Source organism: Chryseobacterium sp. 14P4.3.2 (assembly GCF_057799275.1).
The window spans coordinates 195402-215039 of record NZ_JBYOKO010000006.1 but is presented as its reverse complement, the minus strand read 5'-3'; the positions used below and the strand labels follow the sequence as shown (position 1 = coordinate 215039).

At 36.9% G+C, this 19638-nt stretch carries 19 protein-coding genes; 15 read left to right on the top strand and 4 right to left on the bottom strand.

Features of this window, described 5'->3' with window-relative positions:
• The first annotated feature begins 14 nt into the window (after positions 1–14).
• The 13 genes from AC27VX_RS11620 to AC27VX_RS11560 all read left to right on the top strand — a co-directional run bounded on the left by AC27VX_RS11620 (position 15) and on the right by AC27VX_RS11560 (position 15218).
• Entirely contained in the window at positions 15–1541 is a 1527-nt protein-coding gene (locus tag AC27VX_RS11620; RefSeq protein ID WP_488695684.1) for a helicase HerA-like domain-containing protein, read from the top strand.
• A gap of 158 nt (positions 1542–1699) precedes the next feature.
• Positions 1700–2923 (top strand): 3'-5' exonuclease, encoded by a 1224-nt coding sequence (locus tag AC27VX_RS11615; RefSeq protein ID WP_236856520.1) that lies wholly within the window; start codon positions 1700–1702, stop codon positions 2921–2923.
• Positions 2924–3184: 261 nt separating this feature from the next.
• Entirely contained in the window at positions 3185–4387 is a 1203-nt protein-coding gene (lysA, locus tag AC27VX_RS11610) for a diaminopimelate decarboxylase (RefSeq protein WP_236856519.1), read from the top strand.
• Between the two features lie 360 nt (positions 4388–4747).
• Positions 4748–6481, top strand: a complete 1734-nt coding sequence (locus AC27VX_RS11605; RefSeq protein ID WP_488695681.1) for a thiamine pyrophosphate-dependent enzyme — start codon at positions 4748–4750, stop codon at positions 6479–6481.
• Positions 6482–6611: 130 nt separating this feature from the next.
• Positions 6612–7094, top strand: coding sequence for a hypothetical protein (locus AC27VX_RS11600; protein ID WP_236856517.1), 483 nt, complete (start codon positions 6612–6614; stop codon positions 7092–7094).
• Positions 7095–7097: 3 nt separating this feature from the next.
• Positions 7098–7517 carry an energy transducer TonB gene (locus AC27VX_RS11595; RefSeq protein WP_488695679.1) on the top strand — a complete coding sequence of 140 codons (420 nt, stop codon included), beginning with the start codon at positions 7098–7100 and terminating at the stop codon, positions 7515–7517.
• Positions 7518–7688: 171 nt separating this feature from the next.
• Positions 7689–8438, top strand: coding sequence for an energy transducer TonB (locus tag AC27VX_RS11590; RefSeq protein WP_300690655.1), 750 nt, complete (start codon positions 7689–7691; stop codon positions 8436–8438).
• A gap of 109 nt (positions 8439–8547) precedes the next feature.
• The gene (gene miaB / locus AC27VX_RS11585) at positions 8548–9984 is read left to right on the top strand and encodes a tRNA (N6-isopentenyl adenosine(37)-C2)-methylthiotransferase MiaB (protein WP_300690653.1); all 1437 of its coding nucleotides are present in this window, start codon (positions 8548–8550) and stop codon (positions 9982–9984) included.
• A gap of 66 nt (positions 9985–10050) precedes the next feature.
• A complete protein-coding gene (locus AC27VX_RS11580) occupies positions 10051–10512 on the top strand; it encodes a hypothetical protein (RefSeq protein ID WP_488695676.1) in 462 nt (153 codons plus the stop codon).
• Positions 10484–11281, top strand: a complete 798-nt coding sequence (locus AC27VX_RS11575) for a tetratricopeptide repeat protein (RefSeq protein ID WP_236856512.1) — start codon at positions 10484–10486, stop codon at positions 11279–11281. Before AC27VX_RS11580 ends, AC27VX_RS11575 begins: the two co-directional genes overlap by 29 nt.
• Positions 11282–11314: 33 nt before the next feature.
• Entirely contained in the window at positions 11315–12604 is a 1290-nt protein-coding gene (locus tag AC27VX_RS11570; RefSeq protein ID WP_236856511.1) for a sigma-54 interaction domain-containing protein, read from the top strand.
• 57 nt (positions 12605–12661) lie between these two features.
• Entirely contained in the window at positions 12662–13213 is a 552-nt protein-coding gene (locus AC27VX_RS11565; RefSeq protein WP_236856510.1) for an LptE family protein, read from the top strand.
• A gap of 1 nt (position 13214) precedes the next feature.
• Positions 13215–15218 (top strand): tetratricopeptide repeat protein, encoded by a 2004-nt coding sequence (locus AC27VX_RS11560; RefSeq protein ID WP_236856509.1) that lies wholly within the window; start codon positions 13215–13217, stop codon positions 15216–15218.
• Positions 15219–15264: 46 nt separating this feature from the next.
• Here the strand turns inward: AC27VX_RS11560 and AC27VX_RS11555 are convergent, their stop codons facing one another.
• The 4 genes from AC27VX_RS11555 to AC27VX_RS11540 all read right to left on the bottom strand — a co-directional run bounded on the left by AC27VX_RS11555 (position 15265) and on the right by AC27VX_RS11540 (position 17778).
• Positions 15265–15864, bottom strand: coding sequence for a DUF4126 domain-containing protein (locus AC27VX_RS11555; protein WP_236856508.1), 600 nt, complete (start codon positions 15862–15864; stop codon positions 15265–15267).
• 192 nt (positions 15865–16056) lie between these two features.
• Entirely contained in the window at positions 16057–16434 is a 378-nt protein-coding gene (gene rnpA / locus AC27VX_RS11550) for a ribonuclease P protein component (protein ID WP_236856507.1), read from the bottom strand.
• Positions 16434–17159 (bottom strand): tRNA threonylcarbamoyladenosine dehydratase, encoded by a 726-nt coding sequence (locus AC27VX_RS11545; protein WP_236856506.1) that lies wholly within the window; start codon positions 17157–17159, stop codon positions 16434–16436. The genes rnpA and AC27VX_RS11545 overlap by 1 nt, the downstream gene beginning before the upstream one ends.
• Entirely contained in the window at positions 17152–17778 is a 627-nt protein-coding gene (locus AC27VX_RS11540; protein ID WP_300690641.1) for a TatD family hydrolase, read from the bottom strand. The genes AC27VX_RS11545 and AC27VX_RS11540 overlap by 8 nt, the downstream gene beginning before the upstream one ends.
• A 96-nt stretch (positions 17779–17874) precedes the next feature.
• On the opposite strand from AC27VX_RS11540, the gene AC27VX_RS11535 reads away from it, so the two are divergent.
• Complete coding sequence (locus AC27VX_RS11535; RefSeq protein WP_236856504.1) at positions 17875–18504, top strand: TetR/AcrR family transcriptional regulator; 630 nt, start codon at positions 17875–17877, stop codon at positions 18502–18504.
• Positions 18505–18607: 103 nt separating this feature from the next.
• On the top strand, positions 18608–19603 hold the full coding sequence (locus AC27VX_RS11530) for an outer membrane protein assembly factor BamD (RefSeq protein WP_236856503.1): 996 nt from the start codon (positions 18608–18610) through the stop codon (positions 19601–19603).
• Positions 19604–19638: the final 35 nt, after the last annotated feature.

Here is a 19638-nt window from a genome sequence, read left to right as displayed (position 1 = left end):
TAAAAAACGATCAGATGGCAGACAAAGCACAATTTATTGAAGAATTAAATGCGAGATACACTCCAAAGGGAGAACATATTATATTAGGAAAAGGAATGCTGGACGGAGAAGTGGTTCCTGAGGTGAATGTAACCATTCCTTTGAAAACAATCAACCGTCATGGTCTTATTGCAGGCGCAACAGGAACGGGGAAAACAAAAACATTACAGGTGTTTGCTGAACAACTTTCCCATCAGGGAATTCCGTCTCTTGTATTAGATATTAAAGGTGATTTTTCAGGAATTGCAGAAGCTGGTCAGATGAATTCGATTATTGAAGAAAGATACGCTAAGACACAGCTTCCTTACAATCCACAAGGATTTCCGGTGGAACTAATGACAATTTCCGGTGGAAAAGGAGTGAAATTAAGGGCAACGGTTACAGAATTCGGCCCCGTTTTATTAAGTAAAATCCTGGAACTTAATGATACCCAGCAAAGTATCATGTCTATTGTTTTTAAATATTGTGATGATAAAGGACTTCCGCTGATTGACCTGAAGGATTTAAAGAAAGTTTTACAGTATGTTACAGATAATGCACAGGGAAAAGCTGAACTTGCCGCTGATTATGGATCGATAGCATCGGCCTCTTTAGGTGCTATCTTAAGATCTATTGTTGCACTGGAGCAGCAAGGAGCAGCAGACTTTTTTGGAGAATTGAGTTTCGATGTGCAGGATTTACTGGAAACGCGCAATGGAAAAGGGGTTGTCAATATCTTGAGAGTCGCAGATATTCAGAATAAACCACAACTGTTTTCGACCTTCATGCTATCGCTTTTTGCAGAAATTTATATGACTTTCCCGGAAGAAGGAGATAGTGGCAGGCCCAAACTGGTCTTGTTTATAGACGAGGCTCACCTTCTTTTTGATGAAGCATCAAAAGCCCTTCTTTCACAAATTGAAACAATGGTGAAACTGATCCGTTCTAAAGGAGTTGGGATTTATTTCATTACCCAAATTCCGGGTGATGTTCCGGAAAGTGTACTTTCTCAATTAGGGCTGAAGATACAGCATGCCTTAAGAGGGTTTACGGCTAAAGATAAAAAAGAAATCTCCAAAGCAGTAGAAAATTATCCTACTACAGAATACTATAATGCATCCAGCCTGATCCAGAATATGGGGATTGGAGAAGCATTTGTAACAGCTTTGGACGAAAAAGGAATTCCTACACCACTTGTTCACACTTACCTTATCTCTCCGGAGTCGAGAATGGATGTCCTGAGTGAACCGGAGATTACAGAGCTTACCGCAAAATCAGCAATGGTTGCCAAATATGAAGAGGCGATTGATAGAGAATCAGCGTATGAAATGCTAACCAGCAGAATGGAACAGGCAGCCCAGAATGCTGCTCCAACACAAAAAACCAGGCCGGTAAAAGAAGAACCGGGAATGTTCGAACAGGTATTGCAGAGCAAGGCCGGAAAAACTTTCACCAGTACATTAATGCGTGAAGGGGCAAAGGCTATTCTCGGAATGCTGGGGTTAGGAGGCCGAAGAAGATAGTTTTAACGTATAATATAAAGTAAACTGCTATGTTTTTGACATATTTTTTGTTATTTTAGCAGGTTATCTTTACTTATATGGTAAAAGTAAACCCAGATTTTGATGGGAATTAAAAATGGGTTTAATATAAATTAGAAACAGCAGTTAACAGAAATTCAATGTATTCAATTATAGATATAGAAAGTAATGGTGCAGGTTATAGAAATGAATGCATTATAGATATCGCCATCTACAGATATGACGGTCAGAAAATTACGGACCAGTTTATATCTCTTGTAAACCCTGAAAGTGATATCACTCCTTTTGTTCAAAAGCTTACGAGTATCACTCCTAAAATGGTGAAAACTGCTCCTAAATTTCATGAAATAGCCAAAAGAGTTATCGAAATTACCCAGAATACAACATTGGTAGGGCATAATATTGATTTTGATTACAGAATGCTTCGCCAGTCCTTCAAAAGGCTTGGTTATGATTTTAAAATCAATACTTTAGATACCATTCCATTAGCTAAAAAAATGATTCCGGATGAGGTAAGCTACTCATTGGGAAAACTGGTGAAGTCACTGGGAATTCCTTTGACCAATCATCACAGGGCTGATGGAGATGCACGAGCCACATTGGAACTTTTCAAACTGTTGATCTCAAAAGATACCGAAAATGAGATCATTCAAAAGCAGCATGATGAGTCCAATGCGAAAACCTATATCAACAAGATTAAAGAGCTTACCCAGGATCTTCCGAATGAAAAAGGGTTTGTTTATTTTCAGGATGAAGTTGGACGAATTATTTTTTCTGATTATGTGCAGGATATCAACAAGTATTCAAAAAAAATGTTCAATTCCAAGTCAAAGAAATGGGAGCCGATCCAGAGAGATGTTGAGCAGATTAATTTTGAACTTACCGGAACAGATATTATTGCGAAGCTGATCCTGAATTCTAAAAATATTAAAAAGAAAGAAGTTTTACCTTTTGGACTTTATTTTAGGAACGGGAAATATATCGTTGAAAAAAATCAGCTCAATAAAACAGAAAAGCCGGTTTTAAAATTCAGATCATTTACACAGGGTACAAAAGCCGTTCAGTTTATTAATTCTCATGAAGAATACAATGATTTTTCTGTATTAAAACATAAAATTGATTTCAAAAAAAGAAATGAATTGTGGCTGGGTGCCGGAAGAAAATTAGGTGAGAAATTATTTTTGATTATTGAAAACGGGAGGGTAATGTCTTTTGGTTTTTATGAGCTGTTTACACAGATTCAGACGCTGAGTAAGCTTGCCAAATTAAAAATTGATCTTCCTTTATCTTCTACGGATCTGAACAACGAATTGCAGCTGGCAATGCTGCGTGGTGACTTTGAGACACTGCCTTTGCCAAAATAACGGAAGAATTTAGACTGTATAATCTTTTATAAAAAAGAAGATGCTTTTCAAATCAATTTTCTTAAAATAAAAAATAAATAGTATTTTTGTAAAAAATAAAACGAAGCAATGCAAAATTTTAAACAAATTAAAACTGGAAAAAAGGGAGCTGTAAAGTTCTCTAAGGTTTGGAATATTTAAAAGAGTTGTCTTGCATAAAAATAATTAATGTGGCAGACTCTTTATCTAAGAATCTGCCTTTTTTTATGTTAAAATGAAATTATGAATTCAAAAGAATTATTAAAGATTGCCAATGAGTTTGGCACCCCGGTGTATGTTTACGATGCTGAATCCATCAAAGTTCAATATGAAAAACTTACATCTTCTTTTTTAAAACACACAAAGTTTTTCTATGCTGCGAAGGCATTGACAAACATCAATATTTTGAAGTATGTCAAGAACTTGGGTGCTTCTTTGGATTGTGTATCTATTAATGAAGTCAAACTTGGACTGAAAGCAGGATTTCCGAAAGAGAAAATATTGTTTACTCCAAATTGTGTTGACTTAGCAGAAATAGAAGAGGCAATGGCTTGTGGAGTTCATATAAACATTGATAACATTTCTATTCTTGAGCAATTCGGGAATAAATACGGAAATACATATCCGATTTTAGTAAGGATCAACCCGCATATTTTTGCTGGTGGTAACTATAAAATTTCAACAGGACATATCGACAGTAAATTTGGTATTTCTATTCACCAGGTTCGTCACATAGAAAGAGTGATGAAATCTACCAACCTGAATGTGGAAGGACTTCACATGCATACAGGAAGTGAAATCAAAGATCCTGATGTATTTCTTCAGGCTTTGGATATCATGCTGGAGCTTTCTGAGCATTTCCCCAACCTGAAATATCTTGATATGGGAAGTGGCTTCAAAATTCCTTATCAGGACAGCGAAGAGGAAACTGACGTTAAAACTTTAGGTAAAAAAGTAGAACACGTTTTAAGCGAATTTTCAAAAACAACGGGGAAAAAATTCGAGTTATGGTTTGAGCCTGGGAAATTCCTGGTAGGAAAGAGCGGCTATCTATTGGTGAAAGCTAATGTGATTAAGCAGACTACCGCTACAGTTTTTGTAGGTGTTAATTCTGGATTTAACCACCTGATCCGTCCGATGTTCTACGATTCTTACCACACGATTGAGAACTTATCTAATCCAAAGGGAGCGGAAAGAATCTATACTGTAGTAGGAAACATTTGTGAAACAGATACATTCGCATGGGACAGGAAGCTGCATGAAGTGAGGGAAGGGGATGTCCTTGCTTTCCATAATGCAGGAGCTTACGGGTTTGAAATGAGTTCTAACTTCAACTCAAGATTGAAACCTGCAGAAGTATTATTCCTGAATGGAAAAGCTCACCTGATCCGTAAAAGAGATGAATTTGAAGATTTATTAAGAAATCAGATCGAAGTAGTGATCTAAAGACTTAAAAAAATATATATAAACGGCTGTCTTTTGGATAGCCGTTTTTCTTTTACCGGAAAATACGGTACTATTTATCCAATATAAATACTGCAAGATTTTTTGCTTTTGTTTTAAAGGGATTTTGTCTTTGTGTTTAACAGATGTTTAAATCCAAAGAACCTTGCGGATTTTGCCTGAAAATAATAATTCTTTTCTTCCCAAGAACCTATAAAGTCTGATCATGAATTTAGGAACCTTTAACATTGAAACCCTGCGGAAGTTCCAATTTAATTAGTTAATTTTGATAGAGATATAGAGGCTTATCTTTATATCCATTACTATTTTTCATAGAAAAACAACCACCAAAACATATTAATTATGGCTAAAAATATAGCAGAGCAAATTGTAGAAATGCTCGAAAGTGCTAATGTGAAAAGAATTTATGCAGTAACGGGTGACAGCCTTAATCATCTTAATGTAGCTGTTAAGAAAAGCAGTATTCAATGGATCCATGTACGGCACGAGGAAGTGGGAGCCTATGCGGCGGCGGCTGAAGCCGAGCTGGATGGTTTGGCGGTATGTGCGGGCAGTTGTGGTCCGGGACATGTCCATTTGATCAATGGGGTGTATGAGGCGCACCGGTCTCATGTTCCGATGTTGGTCATAGCTTCCACTATTCCCAGTGAAGAAATGGGAATGGATTACTTTCAGGAAACCAATACGATAAAGCTATTTGATGACTGCAGTTATTATAATCAGATGATTACAAGACCGGAACAGGTGCAGAGAACTATTCAGACAGCCATTCAGCATGCAATCTCTAAGAAGGGAGTTGCAGTAATAGGGCTTCCGGGAGATGTCTCTGAACTGGACGCGGAAGAAACAACTACCTCTACCCAAATATTTAGGACTAATCCCGTTATACGCCCTTCAGATGAAGAGCTGAAGCGTTTAGCTAAACTGATCAACGAAAGCAAAAAAGTAACCCTGTATTGCGGAATTGGAGCAGCAGGAGCAAGCACAGAAGTAATAACATTATCTGAGCTCTTAAAAGCTCCTGTAGGATATTCATTCCGTGGAAAAATGGATATTCAGCCTAATAATGCTAATGAAGTAGGGCTTACCGGGCTCTTAGGATTTCCATCAGCGTTTCACGCAATGCATGAAGCAGAGCTGGTTATCCTTCTCGGAACAGACTTTCCTTATCAGAAATTCATGCCTTTAAAAAATAAAATCGTGCAGATAGACGAGAGCCCGGAGAGGCTGGGCAGAAGAGCGAAACTGGAATTGGGGCTCACAGGAGATATAAAAGAGACAATTCTTGCTTTGCTTCCTTTGCTGGACGAGAAAACAGACGTTCATTTTCTTAATGAGCAACTGGCATTTTACGAAAAAGTAAAAGAGAACCAGTTAGAATACGTCAAAGACTATGGTAAAGAGAATGCAATTCAGCCGGAGTATGTTGCACATACTTTAGACCGGCTTGCTGATAAAGATGCTATTTTTACCGTAGATACAGGAATGTGTTGTGTGTGGGGTGCCAGATTTATTACCGGAACCGGAAAAAGAAAAATGCTGGGATCTTTTAATCATGGATCAATGGCTAATGCAATGCCTATGGCTATTGGTGCTGCTCTTTCACATCCGGAAAGACAGGTTATTGCAATGTGTGGAGATGGAGGACTGTCGATGCTTTTGGGAGACATGGCAACCATTTTTCAGTATAAGCTTCCCGTGAAGCTCATTGTATTCAATAACAGGACGCTAGGAATGGTAAAACTTGAAATGGAAGTAGGCGGAATGCCGGATAATGAAACAGATATGATCAATCCTGATTTTGCAATGGTTGCCCATGCAATGGGATACCCTGGGAAAAATGTGCACCTACCTGAAGACGTACAAAGTTCTATAAAAGAATGCCTGGAGCATAACGGACCTTACCTCTTGAATATTTTCACAAATCCTAATGCCTTGGCGCTCCCTCCCAAAATTGAATTTGAACAGGTTATGGGAATGACGAAATCTATGGCACAGCTCATGCTTGGCGGAAAAATGGATGAGGTTTTTGAAACAGTGAAAAGTAATTATAAGCATATCAAAGGCCTGTTGTAAAATGATGGTCCTACAAAAGAGATAAAATCACCATATTTTTAAAAACTTCACATCTGATGTGAAGTTTTTTTTTCCTATCAATGAGGTAAATATTTACCTTTGCTAATAATTAATACTAGCTAACAAAATTATGAGAACGATATTTTTATTCTTAGCCCTATGTGTTGCCAATTTTTCCTTTGCACAGGACCAGGAAGATAGAGATGATTCTTTTATCAGAGACAGCAACAAGAATCTTTTAAAGATAGATATCAAGGAACCCTTTATGCAGGTTGCTGTTAAATGTAATGACTTTAGGCCCGCGGGCTTTGAAGGAGGGGTGGCAGCGTATAAAAACATATTGAATAAATATATGTATGCCTATCTGAATTCGGATTTCTATGCATTGTCAGGAGATTTTACATTCACATTAACTATTGATGCTAAAGGAAAAGTAATTGATGTTACAGGAGTGCCTAAGGTGGAGAATAGCAAGGTTTTCTTTGATGATATGCAATATGTTGTAAGAAGAATTAAGAAAAACTGGACTCCTGCGTCATGTGGCGGACAGCCTGTATCTTCACAGATGAAAATTAAAATGAGCTTTTCATCCATATCTACAGATATTGATTAATCCATGAAAAAATATCTTTTAATTTTACCTTTATTACTTTTAAACGGTAGGGGTTTTTCGCAGGAAGCAAAGGCTCAGATTCAAACTCAAAATGGAGAAAATTTCCAGAAAGCAGAATTTCCAGGTGGAGATGATGCCTTTCGGAAAGAATTTCTGAATATGGTACATGCCTATATTGATGTTGCTTTATATGCCATTCAGGGACAAGTGACTTTCCTGTTTAATATCAATTCAAAAGGGAAAATTGATAAAGTAGATATACTTCCAAGATTCAGAAATGATGAAACATTTATTGATGATATGAAGTTCGCTCTTAAAAAGGTAAAAGGAAAGTGGACTCCAGCTACAAAGAATGGCATCCCCGTTGATTCTAAACTTATCATGAAAATCAATTTTCAGAATAATGTCTATGACCATGATTAAAAAATGATTGAAAATCATTTTGGCCCTTTTCGGAAAATTAGAATGAAGTCTTCTGAGAATTGTTCCACGTGATATGTCTATACGAGACTTAAAACAATCGAAGTTTTGTATTTCTGCAGCCATTCTACATCTTATATATACTAAAATAACTAATTAAAAAACTATATACTATTGAATAACTTTAATTGGGGGGGTAAGAAAATCCTCTTTATTTTGTGCCTTGCTTTTGCATCTCAAAACAAAGCACAAGTTCTAGATGAATACCCCCGAAATCAGAATTTTTATGAAGGCGGCCTGGTCAATTTTTATAAAGAGGCTCATGAATATATTGTCAACAATAAACTGAAAGAGTGTGATGAAAATGAGATTTATCAGCCAAGAATCTTAGTTACAAAAGAAGCAGGAGTAAAGCTGGTTAAAGATTTTGACACCATAAATATTGCAAAGAACAAGTGTGCTTACAACCTATCCAAAGAAGTTATAAAAAACCTTGTCCATTGGAAAGCAGCTGAAGTAAAAGGAGGTAAAATAGGAGCTGTTGCAGAATTCATTATTTATCCTAAAGATCTGATGAGCAATTATAGATCAGGATATAATGCCAATGCTTTTGTGAGGCCGGCTGAATATGCAGGAGGAAAAAAAGAATTTAATAAAGATTTTCATGATAACTTTATGGTATTGTTCGAAGATTACCATATCAACGGAAAGATAAATCTGGAATTCTATATCAACAAGGAAGGGCATATTGTAAATCCAAGATTTTATCCGGAGGTCAATAACCGAAGTTTTAATATGGATTTCCTGAGAACACTTGCGAGAATGAAAAAAGTGTGGAAGCCAGCTCTGTATGCTAGCCTTCCTATAAAACAAAGGATTGCAATCCCAATAGATTTTTCAATAACATTCAGAGAAGATAGATAGCCCTGACATTCTGTCACAATATTTTGTATCTTTGCAGACTTATTTGTTCGTAATTTAAAATTCACGGAAAAATTCTCTGTGTTTTAATCCCGAACCTAAATTGATTATCGTGCAGGAAAAATATATTGACGAAACAAAACAAGGCGAAGCTTTTGCTATTGCTGAAAAACCTGAGAATTCTAAAAAATTGTTTTTAGAAAGCTATGGTTGTCAGATGAACTTCTCTGATTCTGAAATCGTTGCATCTATTCTTAATGAACAGGGGTACAATACGACGATGAAAGTAGAAGAAGCAGACCTTATTTTGTTAAATACCTGTTCCATTCGTGAGAAAGCGGAACAGACTGTAAGAATGCGTCTTGCCCAGTTCAAAAATCTAAAGAAAGAAAGACCGGGCATGACGGTAGGAGTGCTGGGATGCATGGCGGAAAGGCTAAAAACTAAATTCTTAGAGGAAGAACAGCTTGTTGACCTCGTTGTAGGTCCGGATGCCTATAGAGATTTGCCTAACTTATTGAAAGAAACTGAAGATGGTAGAGATGCTATTAATGTCATTCTTTCCAAAGAAGAAACATACGCTGATATTAATCCGGTACGTTTAGGCGGGAATGGAGTGACTGCTTTTGTAACCATTACCAGAGGTTGTGATAATATGTGTACATTCTGTGTAGTCCCTTTTACCAGAGGAAGAGAAAGAAGCCGGGATCCACATTCCATTCTTGACGAATGTAAAGATCTTTGGAATAATGGGTATAAAGAGATTACCCTTTTAGGGCAAAACGTAGACTCTTACCTGTGGTATGGAGGAGGTCCTAAGAAAGATTTCGCAAAAGCTTCTGAAATGCAGAAGGCTACAGCTGTGAATTTTGCAAACCTGCTTGATTTGGTGGCTAAAGCTGTTCCTGAAATGAGAATCAGGTTCTCAACTTCAAATCCTCAGGATATGAGCCTTGATGTATTCAGAATGATGGCAAAGCATAATAATATTTGTAAATATGTACATCTTCCTGTACAAAGCGGAAGCAATAATATGCTTGAAGCGATGAACAGACAGCATACCCGCGAAGAGTATCTGGACTTGATCAGAAAGGCCAAAGAAATAGTTCCTGACGTATCTTTTTCTCAGGATATGATTGTTGGGTTCTGTAATGAGACCGAAGAGGATCACCAGGATACTTTAAGCCTGATGAAAGAAGTAGAATATGACTACGGATATATGTTTGCGTACTCAGAAAGGCCGGGAACTCCTGCTCATAAAAAAATGGAAGATAATATTCCTGCCGATGTGAAACAGAGACGCCTTGCTGAGGTGATTGATTTACAGCGTGAGCTTTCCAGAAAGAGAATGGAATCTTATGTTGGAAGAACGCACCAGATTCTGATTGAAGGAACTTCCAGGAAAAATGAAAATCAATGGAAAGGAAGGAATTCTCAGAACGCAGTATGTGTTATTGATAAGATTGAAGGGCAGAAAGTGGGTGACATTTTGGATGTTTTTGTTTATGACAATACCCAGGGCACACTTTTAGGGAGGCTGACAGAATAAAATAAAGTTTTGATCAAAGCGGTTTATTTCTTTACCCTGTTTTCTTCTGTCTTGATTTCCTGTCAGGTGGAAAAAAATAGTAATAAATATCCCAATACCGTAGGAGATATTGAATTTGATGGAAAACCGGATGATATTGATTTTAAAAAATGTGGAGCAGGAAAAGACGCTCCCTTTAGTTTTCAGTATTATCAGGGGACAAAAGGGTTTGATTATAAAGGAGAGAAAATTGCCATTGTTGAAAAACTTAAAAAAGAAAATATATACTCTAAAAAGAAGATCTATGGTTATATTACCGTAAGATTTTTAGTAAATTGTGAAGGAAAAACGGGGTTATTCAGACTGAAAGCTATGAATTCAGATCTGAAGGATGACGTTTTAGATGAAGAAGTTGAGAATAAACTGCTGAAATTTACAAAATCATTGGATGGGTGGCAGCCCAAGGATATCAAAGGTTTCAAAGTAGATTACTATCAGTATTTAACCTATAAAATTGAAAATGGAAAAGTTTCAGAGGTATTACCTTAGCTTTTTGTTACTTATAGTTTATACCAATACTATTGCACAGGTTAACTGTAATGCAGTAGAGGGAGAGGACTGCAAAAAAGCGTGCGAGTTATACAACTGGGCTTCATACTTACAAGGTTCAGGAGAATCTCAGGAAGGCTTTGATAAAGCCATTGGGCTATGTCCGGATTTCTCCCATGCTTATATGGAGAAATCAGTTCCATATCTTAAAAACGGAGATTTTGTAACCTGGAAAGTACTTATAGATAAAGCTGTTGATTTAGATCCTAAATTGTATCTGGGCTACAGAGGCTGGTGTAAATTCCAGTTTCTGCGTGATTATAGCGGAGCTATCCAGGATTTAGAAGAATTAAAGAAGTACTATCCTGAAGACTTAGGAAGATCTCAAAACGGAGATTATAATCTGGATGTAGTGAGAGCTATGTCTTACAGTGCTTTAGGAAAGAAAGGAAAAGCTGCAGGAATAATAGAAAGGCTGCTGGCAGCAAGAGGTTATGTCAAAGGAATGTTTGACCATTACCAGCTGGGAGTGACTTATTTCGAACAGGGAAAATATGACAAAGCCCTGGAAAATTTTGAAAAACAAAGCAAAGAATACAACTTTGCTGAGAACATATACTTTAAAAGTAAAGTTTCTAAGATCAGAAACAAAGATTATTTGGATTTAAAAACGTTGGCACTTAGAACGTATGATGAAGGAAAAACGATGAAAGACATCTACACCCATCATTTTAACAAGGTCTACAGACAACAGATAGAAGAGCTGTAGATTATTATTAAATCAATAATCAAAAATTTACTTATGAGCAATGAGCTGCAAAATATAAAAAACCGTTTCGGAATTATCGGGAACTTTCCGGCACTTAACAGGGCCCTGGAAAAATCAATTCAGGTCGCTCCCACAGATATTTCCGTTCTTGTAATAGGAGAAAGTGGAGTGGGAAAAGAATTTATTCCGAAAATTATCCATTCAGAATCCAGAAGAAAACATCAGCCTTATATCGTTGTAAACTGCGGGGCCATCCCTGAAGGAACAATAGATTCCGAACTTTTCGGGCACGAAAAAGGAGCCTTTACAGGAGCTACGGCTACCAGAAAAGGATACTTTGAAGTGGCAGATGGAGGTACAATCTTCCTGGATGAGGTGGGAGAACTACCGCTACAGACGCAGGTTCGCCTTTTAAGGGTGTTAGAAAGTGGTGAATTTATGAAAGTGGGTTCTTCACAGGTGCAGAAGACCAACGTCCGAATTGTAGCGGCTACCAATGTTAATATGATGAAAGCGATCCATGACGGAAGATTTCGTGAAGATTTATATTACCGTTTGAACACCGTTCAGATTGATATGCCTCCTTTAAGAGAAAGAAAAGGAGATGTTCATCTGCTGTTCAGAAAGTTTGCAATAGATTTTGCTGAGAAATACAGGATGCCTGAGCTTGAATTGGAACCTAGTGCTGTTCACTATATTGAAAACTACCCTTTCCCGGGAAACATCCGACAGTTAAGAAATCTTGTTGAGCAAATGACTGTTGTGGAAAGGAACAGAAGGATAACAGCAGAAAAACTGGCTGAGTATATCCCGATGGAGACCCACCTTCCAATGGTGGTGAATACTCAGAATATATCCAAACAGAATGACTTTGGAAGCGAAAGAGAAATCATGTATAAAATTCTTTTCGATATGAGGAATGATATTAATGATTTAAAATCCTTAACTTCGGAATTGATCAAAAACAGAGGCGCAGGAGATCTAAGCAGTCAGGAAAAAAACCTGATCAACAGGATTTATACCCCTGAAAGCCAGCCTCAGGTAAGTTCAGGGTCTTTATTATATTTTGAAAATAACAATGATGCACCGGCTGTTCAGACCCCTACAATCATGTCGGCACCTGAAGATAGCTACGAAGACATTGAGGATATTGAAGTAGAAGAAAACAGACCCGAGTCTCTTTCTCTTCAGAACAATGAAAAAGACTTGATTATCAAAGCATTGGAGAAGCATAAAGGCCGCAGAAACAGAGCGGCAGATGAATTGGGAATCTCACAAAGAACATTATACAGAAAAATAAAACAGTATAATCTGGAAGATTAGATGAATATCTAGACCTTTAAATAATTCCGGAATTTAATTATACGAAATAAGTGAAAAATGAATATTAATATCAAAAATATTAGTCTGAAGCAGTCAATGGTAGTTGGAGTGCTTTTTGCGCTGCTGGGAGTTTTAAACTCCTGCTATAGCTTTACAGGATCCTCCCTGAAAGATGAAAAGACTGTTCAGATCAATGAGTTTCCTAATAATGCATCTCTTGTAAACCCGGCACTGGCACAACAGTTTTCTACTGATATTCAGAACAGGTTTCTCCAGAGAACAACGTTGAAGGGAACCAAAGAAAATCCTGATATTCTGATAGAGGGGGAAATTACAGACTATACAATTACCCCAACCACGATAAGTTCCGGTACACAGACCAATTCTGCGGGAGGAGTAGTGCAGCAGGCTCAGAATAAACTTACGATCACAGTAAAAGTGCATTATGAAAATAAACTGCATCCGGAGCTGAGTTTCGACAGAACTTACACTGATGAAGCTGCTTTCAACAGTAACTTATCACAGAGTGATATCGAAACCTCACAGGTGAAAATTGTTACCGAGAGAATTATTAATAAGATATTTAACGACATTGTAGCGAATTGGTAAGATGAATCCGAGAATTTTAGAATTAATAAAAAATCCGAAAAATATTCAGTTAGAAGACCTTGGTCTTTTGAAAGAAGAGATTCACACTTTTCCTTATATCCAAAATATCAGGGCACTTCATCTGTATGGGGTGCATCTGTATGAAAAAGAAAATTATCAGAAAGAATTATCTGTTACTGCGGCATATACCACAGATAAAAAAATTCTTTATCAACTGATCAACGGAAAAATAAAACAGGAAGAGAAAGTAGAAGTGCAGCCTGCCAAACCAGCTGATAAAGCAGTACAGCAAGCTTATAAAAATAAAAGCTTCCCGATTAAAAGAGAAGACGAAATTCCTTCGGAGCAACAGAAGGAAGAGGAAAGTGTCTGCTTATTATCCACTTCAGAGGAAATTCTCCCTATCTATGTGAATGGGGAAAGAAACAGAATCCTGTTTGAAGGAGAAGAAAACTTTTTGGAAGACAAAAACTCTGAGACTATAGATATTGAATCTACTTTGGAATCAGGTACTTTAATCACTCAAAAAGCTGAGCCCGCAACAGAACCTGAGCTGAATGAAAAGGAAGAAACACAAGCAGAAATAGAAGAAAATGGCGGTGAAGAATTTACTTCAGAAACCATTATTAACGAAGATGAAATTTCATCAGAACCGGAGGAAGAAAAAATAGTAGAAGAAGAGAATATAAGCTTTGAAGAAACAGAAGCAATATTGCCGGAAGTTACTATTGAAGAAAATACCAGCGAAAAATCTACAGAACCTGAAGCAGTATCTGAAAATGAAGATATCCGTTCTGTAGAAGTAGAACAACAGGTACAGGAACCCGATGCAGAAGTCAGTTTCCATGGTACAGAAGCCTTCCTGCCTGATGTAAAAATAGAGACCAGTAACGAAGAACTTGCGGAGACTGCAGAAGTCTCTCAACCGAATGTCAATAAGCATGAGGATGAAATGCGACGCCTTATCGAAGAGGTTGAGAAAAAGATGAAGGAAGCGAAATCTGCTCCTGAACACGAAAAAGTGGAAACAGAACCTGTGCCTGATCACGAAATCAGTTTTGCAGAAACGCAAAGCTTTCATTTTTGGTCAACCAGTGAAGAATCTATCCCATCAGAGGAAGTAAAAACAGAGGCAGAACCGGAAGAAATTACAGAAATAAAAGAATCTGTAAGAACTGATGATTCTAAAGAAGAGATCGGAGGCAAAGAACTTCCTGAAGTTCAGTCTACATGGAAACCAATGAGTGTTGAATCCAATGTTCCGGATTCTTTAATCAACAAATCAGCTGAAGTTTCAACTCCTCCGGTAGCAGCTTCTATAGAAGAAACTACGGTGGTGGCTGCTGAAGAAGTGAAAAAAGAAAACCAAGAACCGGAAATTGCCGAAGAAACTCTTTCTGAAGAGATTTTACCTGCTGCAGATCCTGTTTCGAAGCTTGCCAATGATCACGCTGAGAATAATGAAGCCCTGAAAGAATCTCCTGGGACCATTGCCACAAAAGAAGATGAGGTAGCTGTAATGAATGTTTCATTCTTTGGAACAGACATTTCAAGCCTCAGCGTCCAGGAAAAAGAAAATAAAGATAAAGAGGAGTCTGTAAAAGAAGAAACAGCACAAGAGGCTATGATGAAAAAGACAACTCAACCTCCGGCAGACAGCAATGTCCCCGGATTTATCAATACATGGCAAAGCTGGCTGAAAATCGACAGAATAGAAGAGGTGGAAAAAGTAAAAGTGGAGATTAAGGAGAAAGCAATTGAGACTTTTATTGAAAATAATCCTAGAATCAGTCAGTTAAAAGAGGAAAGCACCTATGTCGTTAAAGAGAAAAATGATGATATTTCCCACTTGATGACAGAGACTTTGGCCAAACTTTATTTTGAACAGAAACTTTATACGAAAGCAATAAAGGCATTTGAAATATTGATTAAGAAAAACCCTGAAAAGAAAGACTATTTCAAATCAAAAATTCAGGAAGTCAAAGATTTCAGAAGTAAAAACTAAATAAAAAGGTACAGTGTTTTGAGACTGTACCTTTTTTATTTTAAATCTAGAGCGTCCCTTTTCTGCGCTGTATTTTTTTCAATGCTCTGCGACCGAAGACAATGATGAGAATCAACAAAACAATTGAAGCAATGGCTGCAACAAAAGGAAGTGCTATAGCTAGAACAGACATAATCCCTGCTCCGGCTGTTTCAGTAGTTCCTACTACAGAATTTCCCAATCCACCAGTCGTAGCAGTAGAAGCTGCCCGTATTCCCGCAAAGCCTGTACTTATGGTAGCTGCCGTTCCTCCGCCTGCAATCAGTGCTAATGCCCATTGAGGAAAAGTTCCCAATTCAGCAAACTGACTGGCAAATAAAATAGAACCCGCCACAGTAGCCATAGGAATAGAAATAGTGTCCAGTAAATGGTCTATAAAAGGAATATAATAGGTAAGAATTTCTGCAACCGTTGCGATTCCTGTTGTGATAAGAGCAGGAAGGCCGGCAAGCCATTCAAAGTGTTCATTCATGGGAAGCCAGTGAAAATAAGAAGCCAGACTTACAATGAACATGGGAAGAAAGACCCGGAAGCCTGTAGCCGCAGCCAGCCCAATACCGATGAATGCGCTCAGTATATAGGACAAATAGGGAATATTGTCTAACATATTAATTTTCAGATTTATTGTTTTCCTTAAAAATACAAAAACTATCCGAAGAATTAATAGAAATTTCAGCTCATAAAAACTTTCACATCCATTTCCATCACTAGAGTTTATCCTCCCTGTAAAATGGGATTAATATTATACACCATTATTGATGAAGGATTGATACAGGAGAGTGAAATTATCCTGATGTATCTAAGCCTGTTTTTTCTGCGCCTCACAAAGCTTTATAAACTGTGCCTCTACCTCCTGATACTTTTGAGGCATTACAGGAGAGACCCAGAATAACATTGCCATCGTCTTTTCTCCAAAGGACTGCCGGAAGAGTTCCTTGTTAAGGCGGTAGCATTCTCTCAGTAATCTCTTTATACGGTTTCTGTGTACCGCTCTCTTGAAATATCTCTTAGAAACCGAAACTCCAAATCGGGTAGCTTCTATAGGAAGGGTGGGCTTATCTTTCAGAATGATGATTCTGAGATTTCCACATGTCTTCCATTTACCCTTGTCAAAAAGTAAACTGATCTCAGTGTTTTTTTTAAGCTTTTCCGCTCTGGAGTATTGGAAATTCTGCATTAATCTTTTTTTACTAAATAATTGATTACTTCAGCAGCAGCATACAGACCAAAAATAGCCGGAATGAAGCTTACCGTTCCATAAAAAGATCTTTTATAATTTGCCCCGTCCGTCATTTTCAGACTTTCTTCATTTTGAAGCTCATTAGAAAAAACACATCTGAAACCTTTATTGATGTTTTCCTTTTTTAATCTTTTTCTTATCTGTCTTGCAAGAAAGCAGTTTTGTGTTTTACTGATATCCCTTACCATTACTTTGCTTGGGTCGCTTTTACCACCCGCTCCCATAGAACTGATAAGTTTTATCTTTTTCCTTTTAGCGGCTTTTATCAGACATAATTTGGGAGTTACACTGTCAATACAGTCAAGAACATAATCAAACTTAGCAGAATCTAAAACTTCTTCCATTCTTTCAGGATTTAAAAACTCATTTATCTTCACCAGTTTGATTTGTGGGTTGATATCAAGAAGCCTTTCAGCCACCACATCCACTTTGTGCTTTCCAACAGTAGAGTGCAGCGCGGGAAGTTGTCTGTTGATATTGGTAATATCTACCGTATCTCCATCCACAATCGTCATATTTCCCACTCCTGCTCTAGCAAGGAATTCCGCAGCAAAAGAACCTACACCTCCTAAGCCTATCACCAGCAGATTAGCTTTGATCAGCTTCTCTAATCCCTCTTCTTTTATTAGCAGTTCAGTTCTTTCCAGCCAGTATTTATCCATTTCTTATCGTGTGTAAATTTTCTAAAATTTGTTCGTTGAGTTGTTCCAAAGAAATCGCCCTTATTTCAGAAACTTTCAGGTACAATTCTTCGATGTTAAAATCCTCATTGTCAGTTTCTAAAAAGATTTTGTCCAACGGGGTGTCTTTTAAAATATTCTGCAAAGATAAATTATACAAAACAGCTTTCCCAAAACTCAGATAAAAATTATTGGACAGAAGGTCTTCTGCAATTTGTCTTTTCTTATTGAAACCGTGGATGATCATAGGCTGTTCAGCCTTCTTCTTAAAAGAAATAACCTCATAAAACTTTCTGACACAATGAATAATAATAGGTTTCTTTACCTCATTGGAAATCATTATTTGTCTTAGAAAAACTTCTTCCTGAATACTCTGGTCAATAGGAACAAGAGAATCTAATCCACATTCCCCGATAGCAAAACAGTTTTTAAACATCATACTTTTCATCCAGCTCAGCTGTATATCAATAGTATTAATATCAATATCATTAGGGTGAATCCCTATGGAATAAGAGAAGTCAGGCGGAATTTGTTCAATATCCAAATTGTAAATTCCGTTGCTGATATATTTCTTATGATGATGAAAATCAAAAAAATCCATTTTCAAAAATAGGACTTTCTACAATTAATTTAAAATTATTAAACGATCGTTTATAAATGTGTTAAAAATTTCTTAACTTTACTCAAAGTGCACTCTATGAAAAAAAAATTTACGGACAAACAGATTCATATACTTGATATCGCGGAAGAGCTGATTGCAAAAAAAGGATATGAAGGTACATCTGTGAGAGACATATGTTCCAAAGCCAATATTAATGTGGCAATGATCTCTTACTATTTTGGTTCCAAAGAAAAAATGATGTCTTATCTCTATCAGTACAGAGTATTGAAAACCAGAGAGAACTTTTCAGAATTTGCAGATACAATCAAAGATGGGAAGCCGGAAATGCAGATGCGTGAAATGATAAAATATATTGTTTCTCAGTTATTTAAGTATAATTATTTCCATGGGTTTGTAACGCAGGAGCTTCGTCATACAGAAAACCTGAAAGATGAATTGCTTGATTTTTACCAGCTATTTGTAAAAAAACTGGATGAAGTTATTAAAAAAGGAGTGGCTTCCGGAGTTTTTACCTTCACTCCAAAACCCGAAGATATTCTTACCATGATCATCGGATCCACCCTATTTGTGATCAGAAATAAAAACTTTTATGAGCTCTATGTCCCTAGCAAAAATGAAGAAACCTATACAAAAGAAGCCGAAAAAAAAGTGAGAATGAACCTTTTATTGAGTGTTTTTGCAATTTTAGGATACGCTGCAGACTAAAATTACGTTAAATATTCATAAAAAAAAATCTATTGGCAAAAAAGTTATATTTTTGCAAATTAGTAAATCGGCTGTGTAATCCGTAAACTGTTGAATTTTTTATATGAAAAAATATATTTTAGGTCTTTTTGCTGTAGCGGTAATTTCATCTTGCGTAAGCCAGCAGGAAAAAGCAATGAGAAGTGCTGACAAAGAGTTTATCTTAAAAGCAGCTAATGAAAATTTCGCTAAGAAAAAGTGGAAAAACGCATTGGCTCTTTATGACAGACTTGCAAATCTGGTAGCAGGAACAGATGATTTTCCTAACGTAGGTTTTAATACTGCCTATGCCAATTATTATGATAAAAGTTACAAGTTGGCAGGTCACCAGTTTAAAAATTTTGCAGTTAGTTTTCCAAAAGATCCAAGAGCAGAAGAGGCTGCTTATATGTCTGCCCTTTGTTATTATGAAGGATCTATGGATTACAACTTGGACCAGTCCAGCACAGAGTTGGCAATCAATGAGCTTCAGGACTTCCTGACTAACTATCCTAATTCTGAAAGATCAAAAAATATTACCCAGCTTATTGATGAGCTTTCTTATAAATTAGAGTTTAAAGCTTATGAGAACGGACGTCAGTACTTTAAAATGGCTGAATATAAAGCGGCTGGAGTTGCCTTAGAAAATGTATTGGAAGACTTTCCAAGTACAAAACTTCGTTCTAAAATTTATGATTATATCATGAAATCGCGTTATGAATTGGCAGCAAAATCAATTTATAGCCTTAAAGAAGAGCGTATTGAAAGTGCACTTACCTATACAAAAATGGTAGAAAAGGAACTTCCTAATACAGAATATTCAAAAACGGCAACAGACCTTAGAGAAAAACTGGAGAAGGAAAAACAACACTTCGCTATCGTTAAGAAAGAAACAGAAGCAAAAATCGCAACTTTAACTGCAAGACAGAAAAAAGAGGCTGATAAGCTGGCAGATAAAAATAAAACTGAGCAGCAAATCAAAGATCAGATCAGTAATGAAAAGCAGGCAAAGCAGATCCAGAGGGATAGTGCAGCACTTCAGACCCCTCCTCCTGCAGCGACTTTCAAAATTCAAAGATAATTCGTAAATTTGTCGTCTTATAAATAAAATAATTT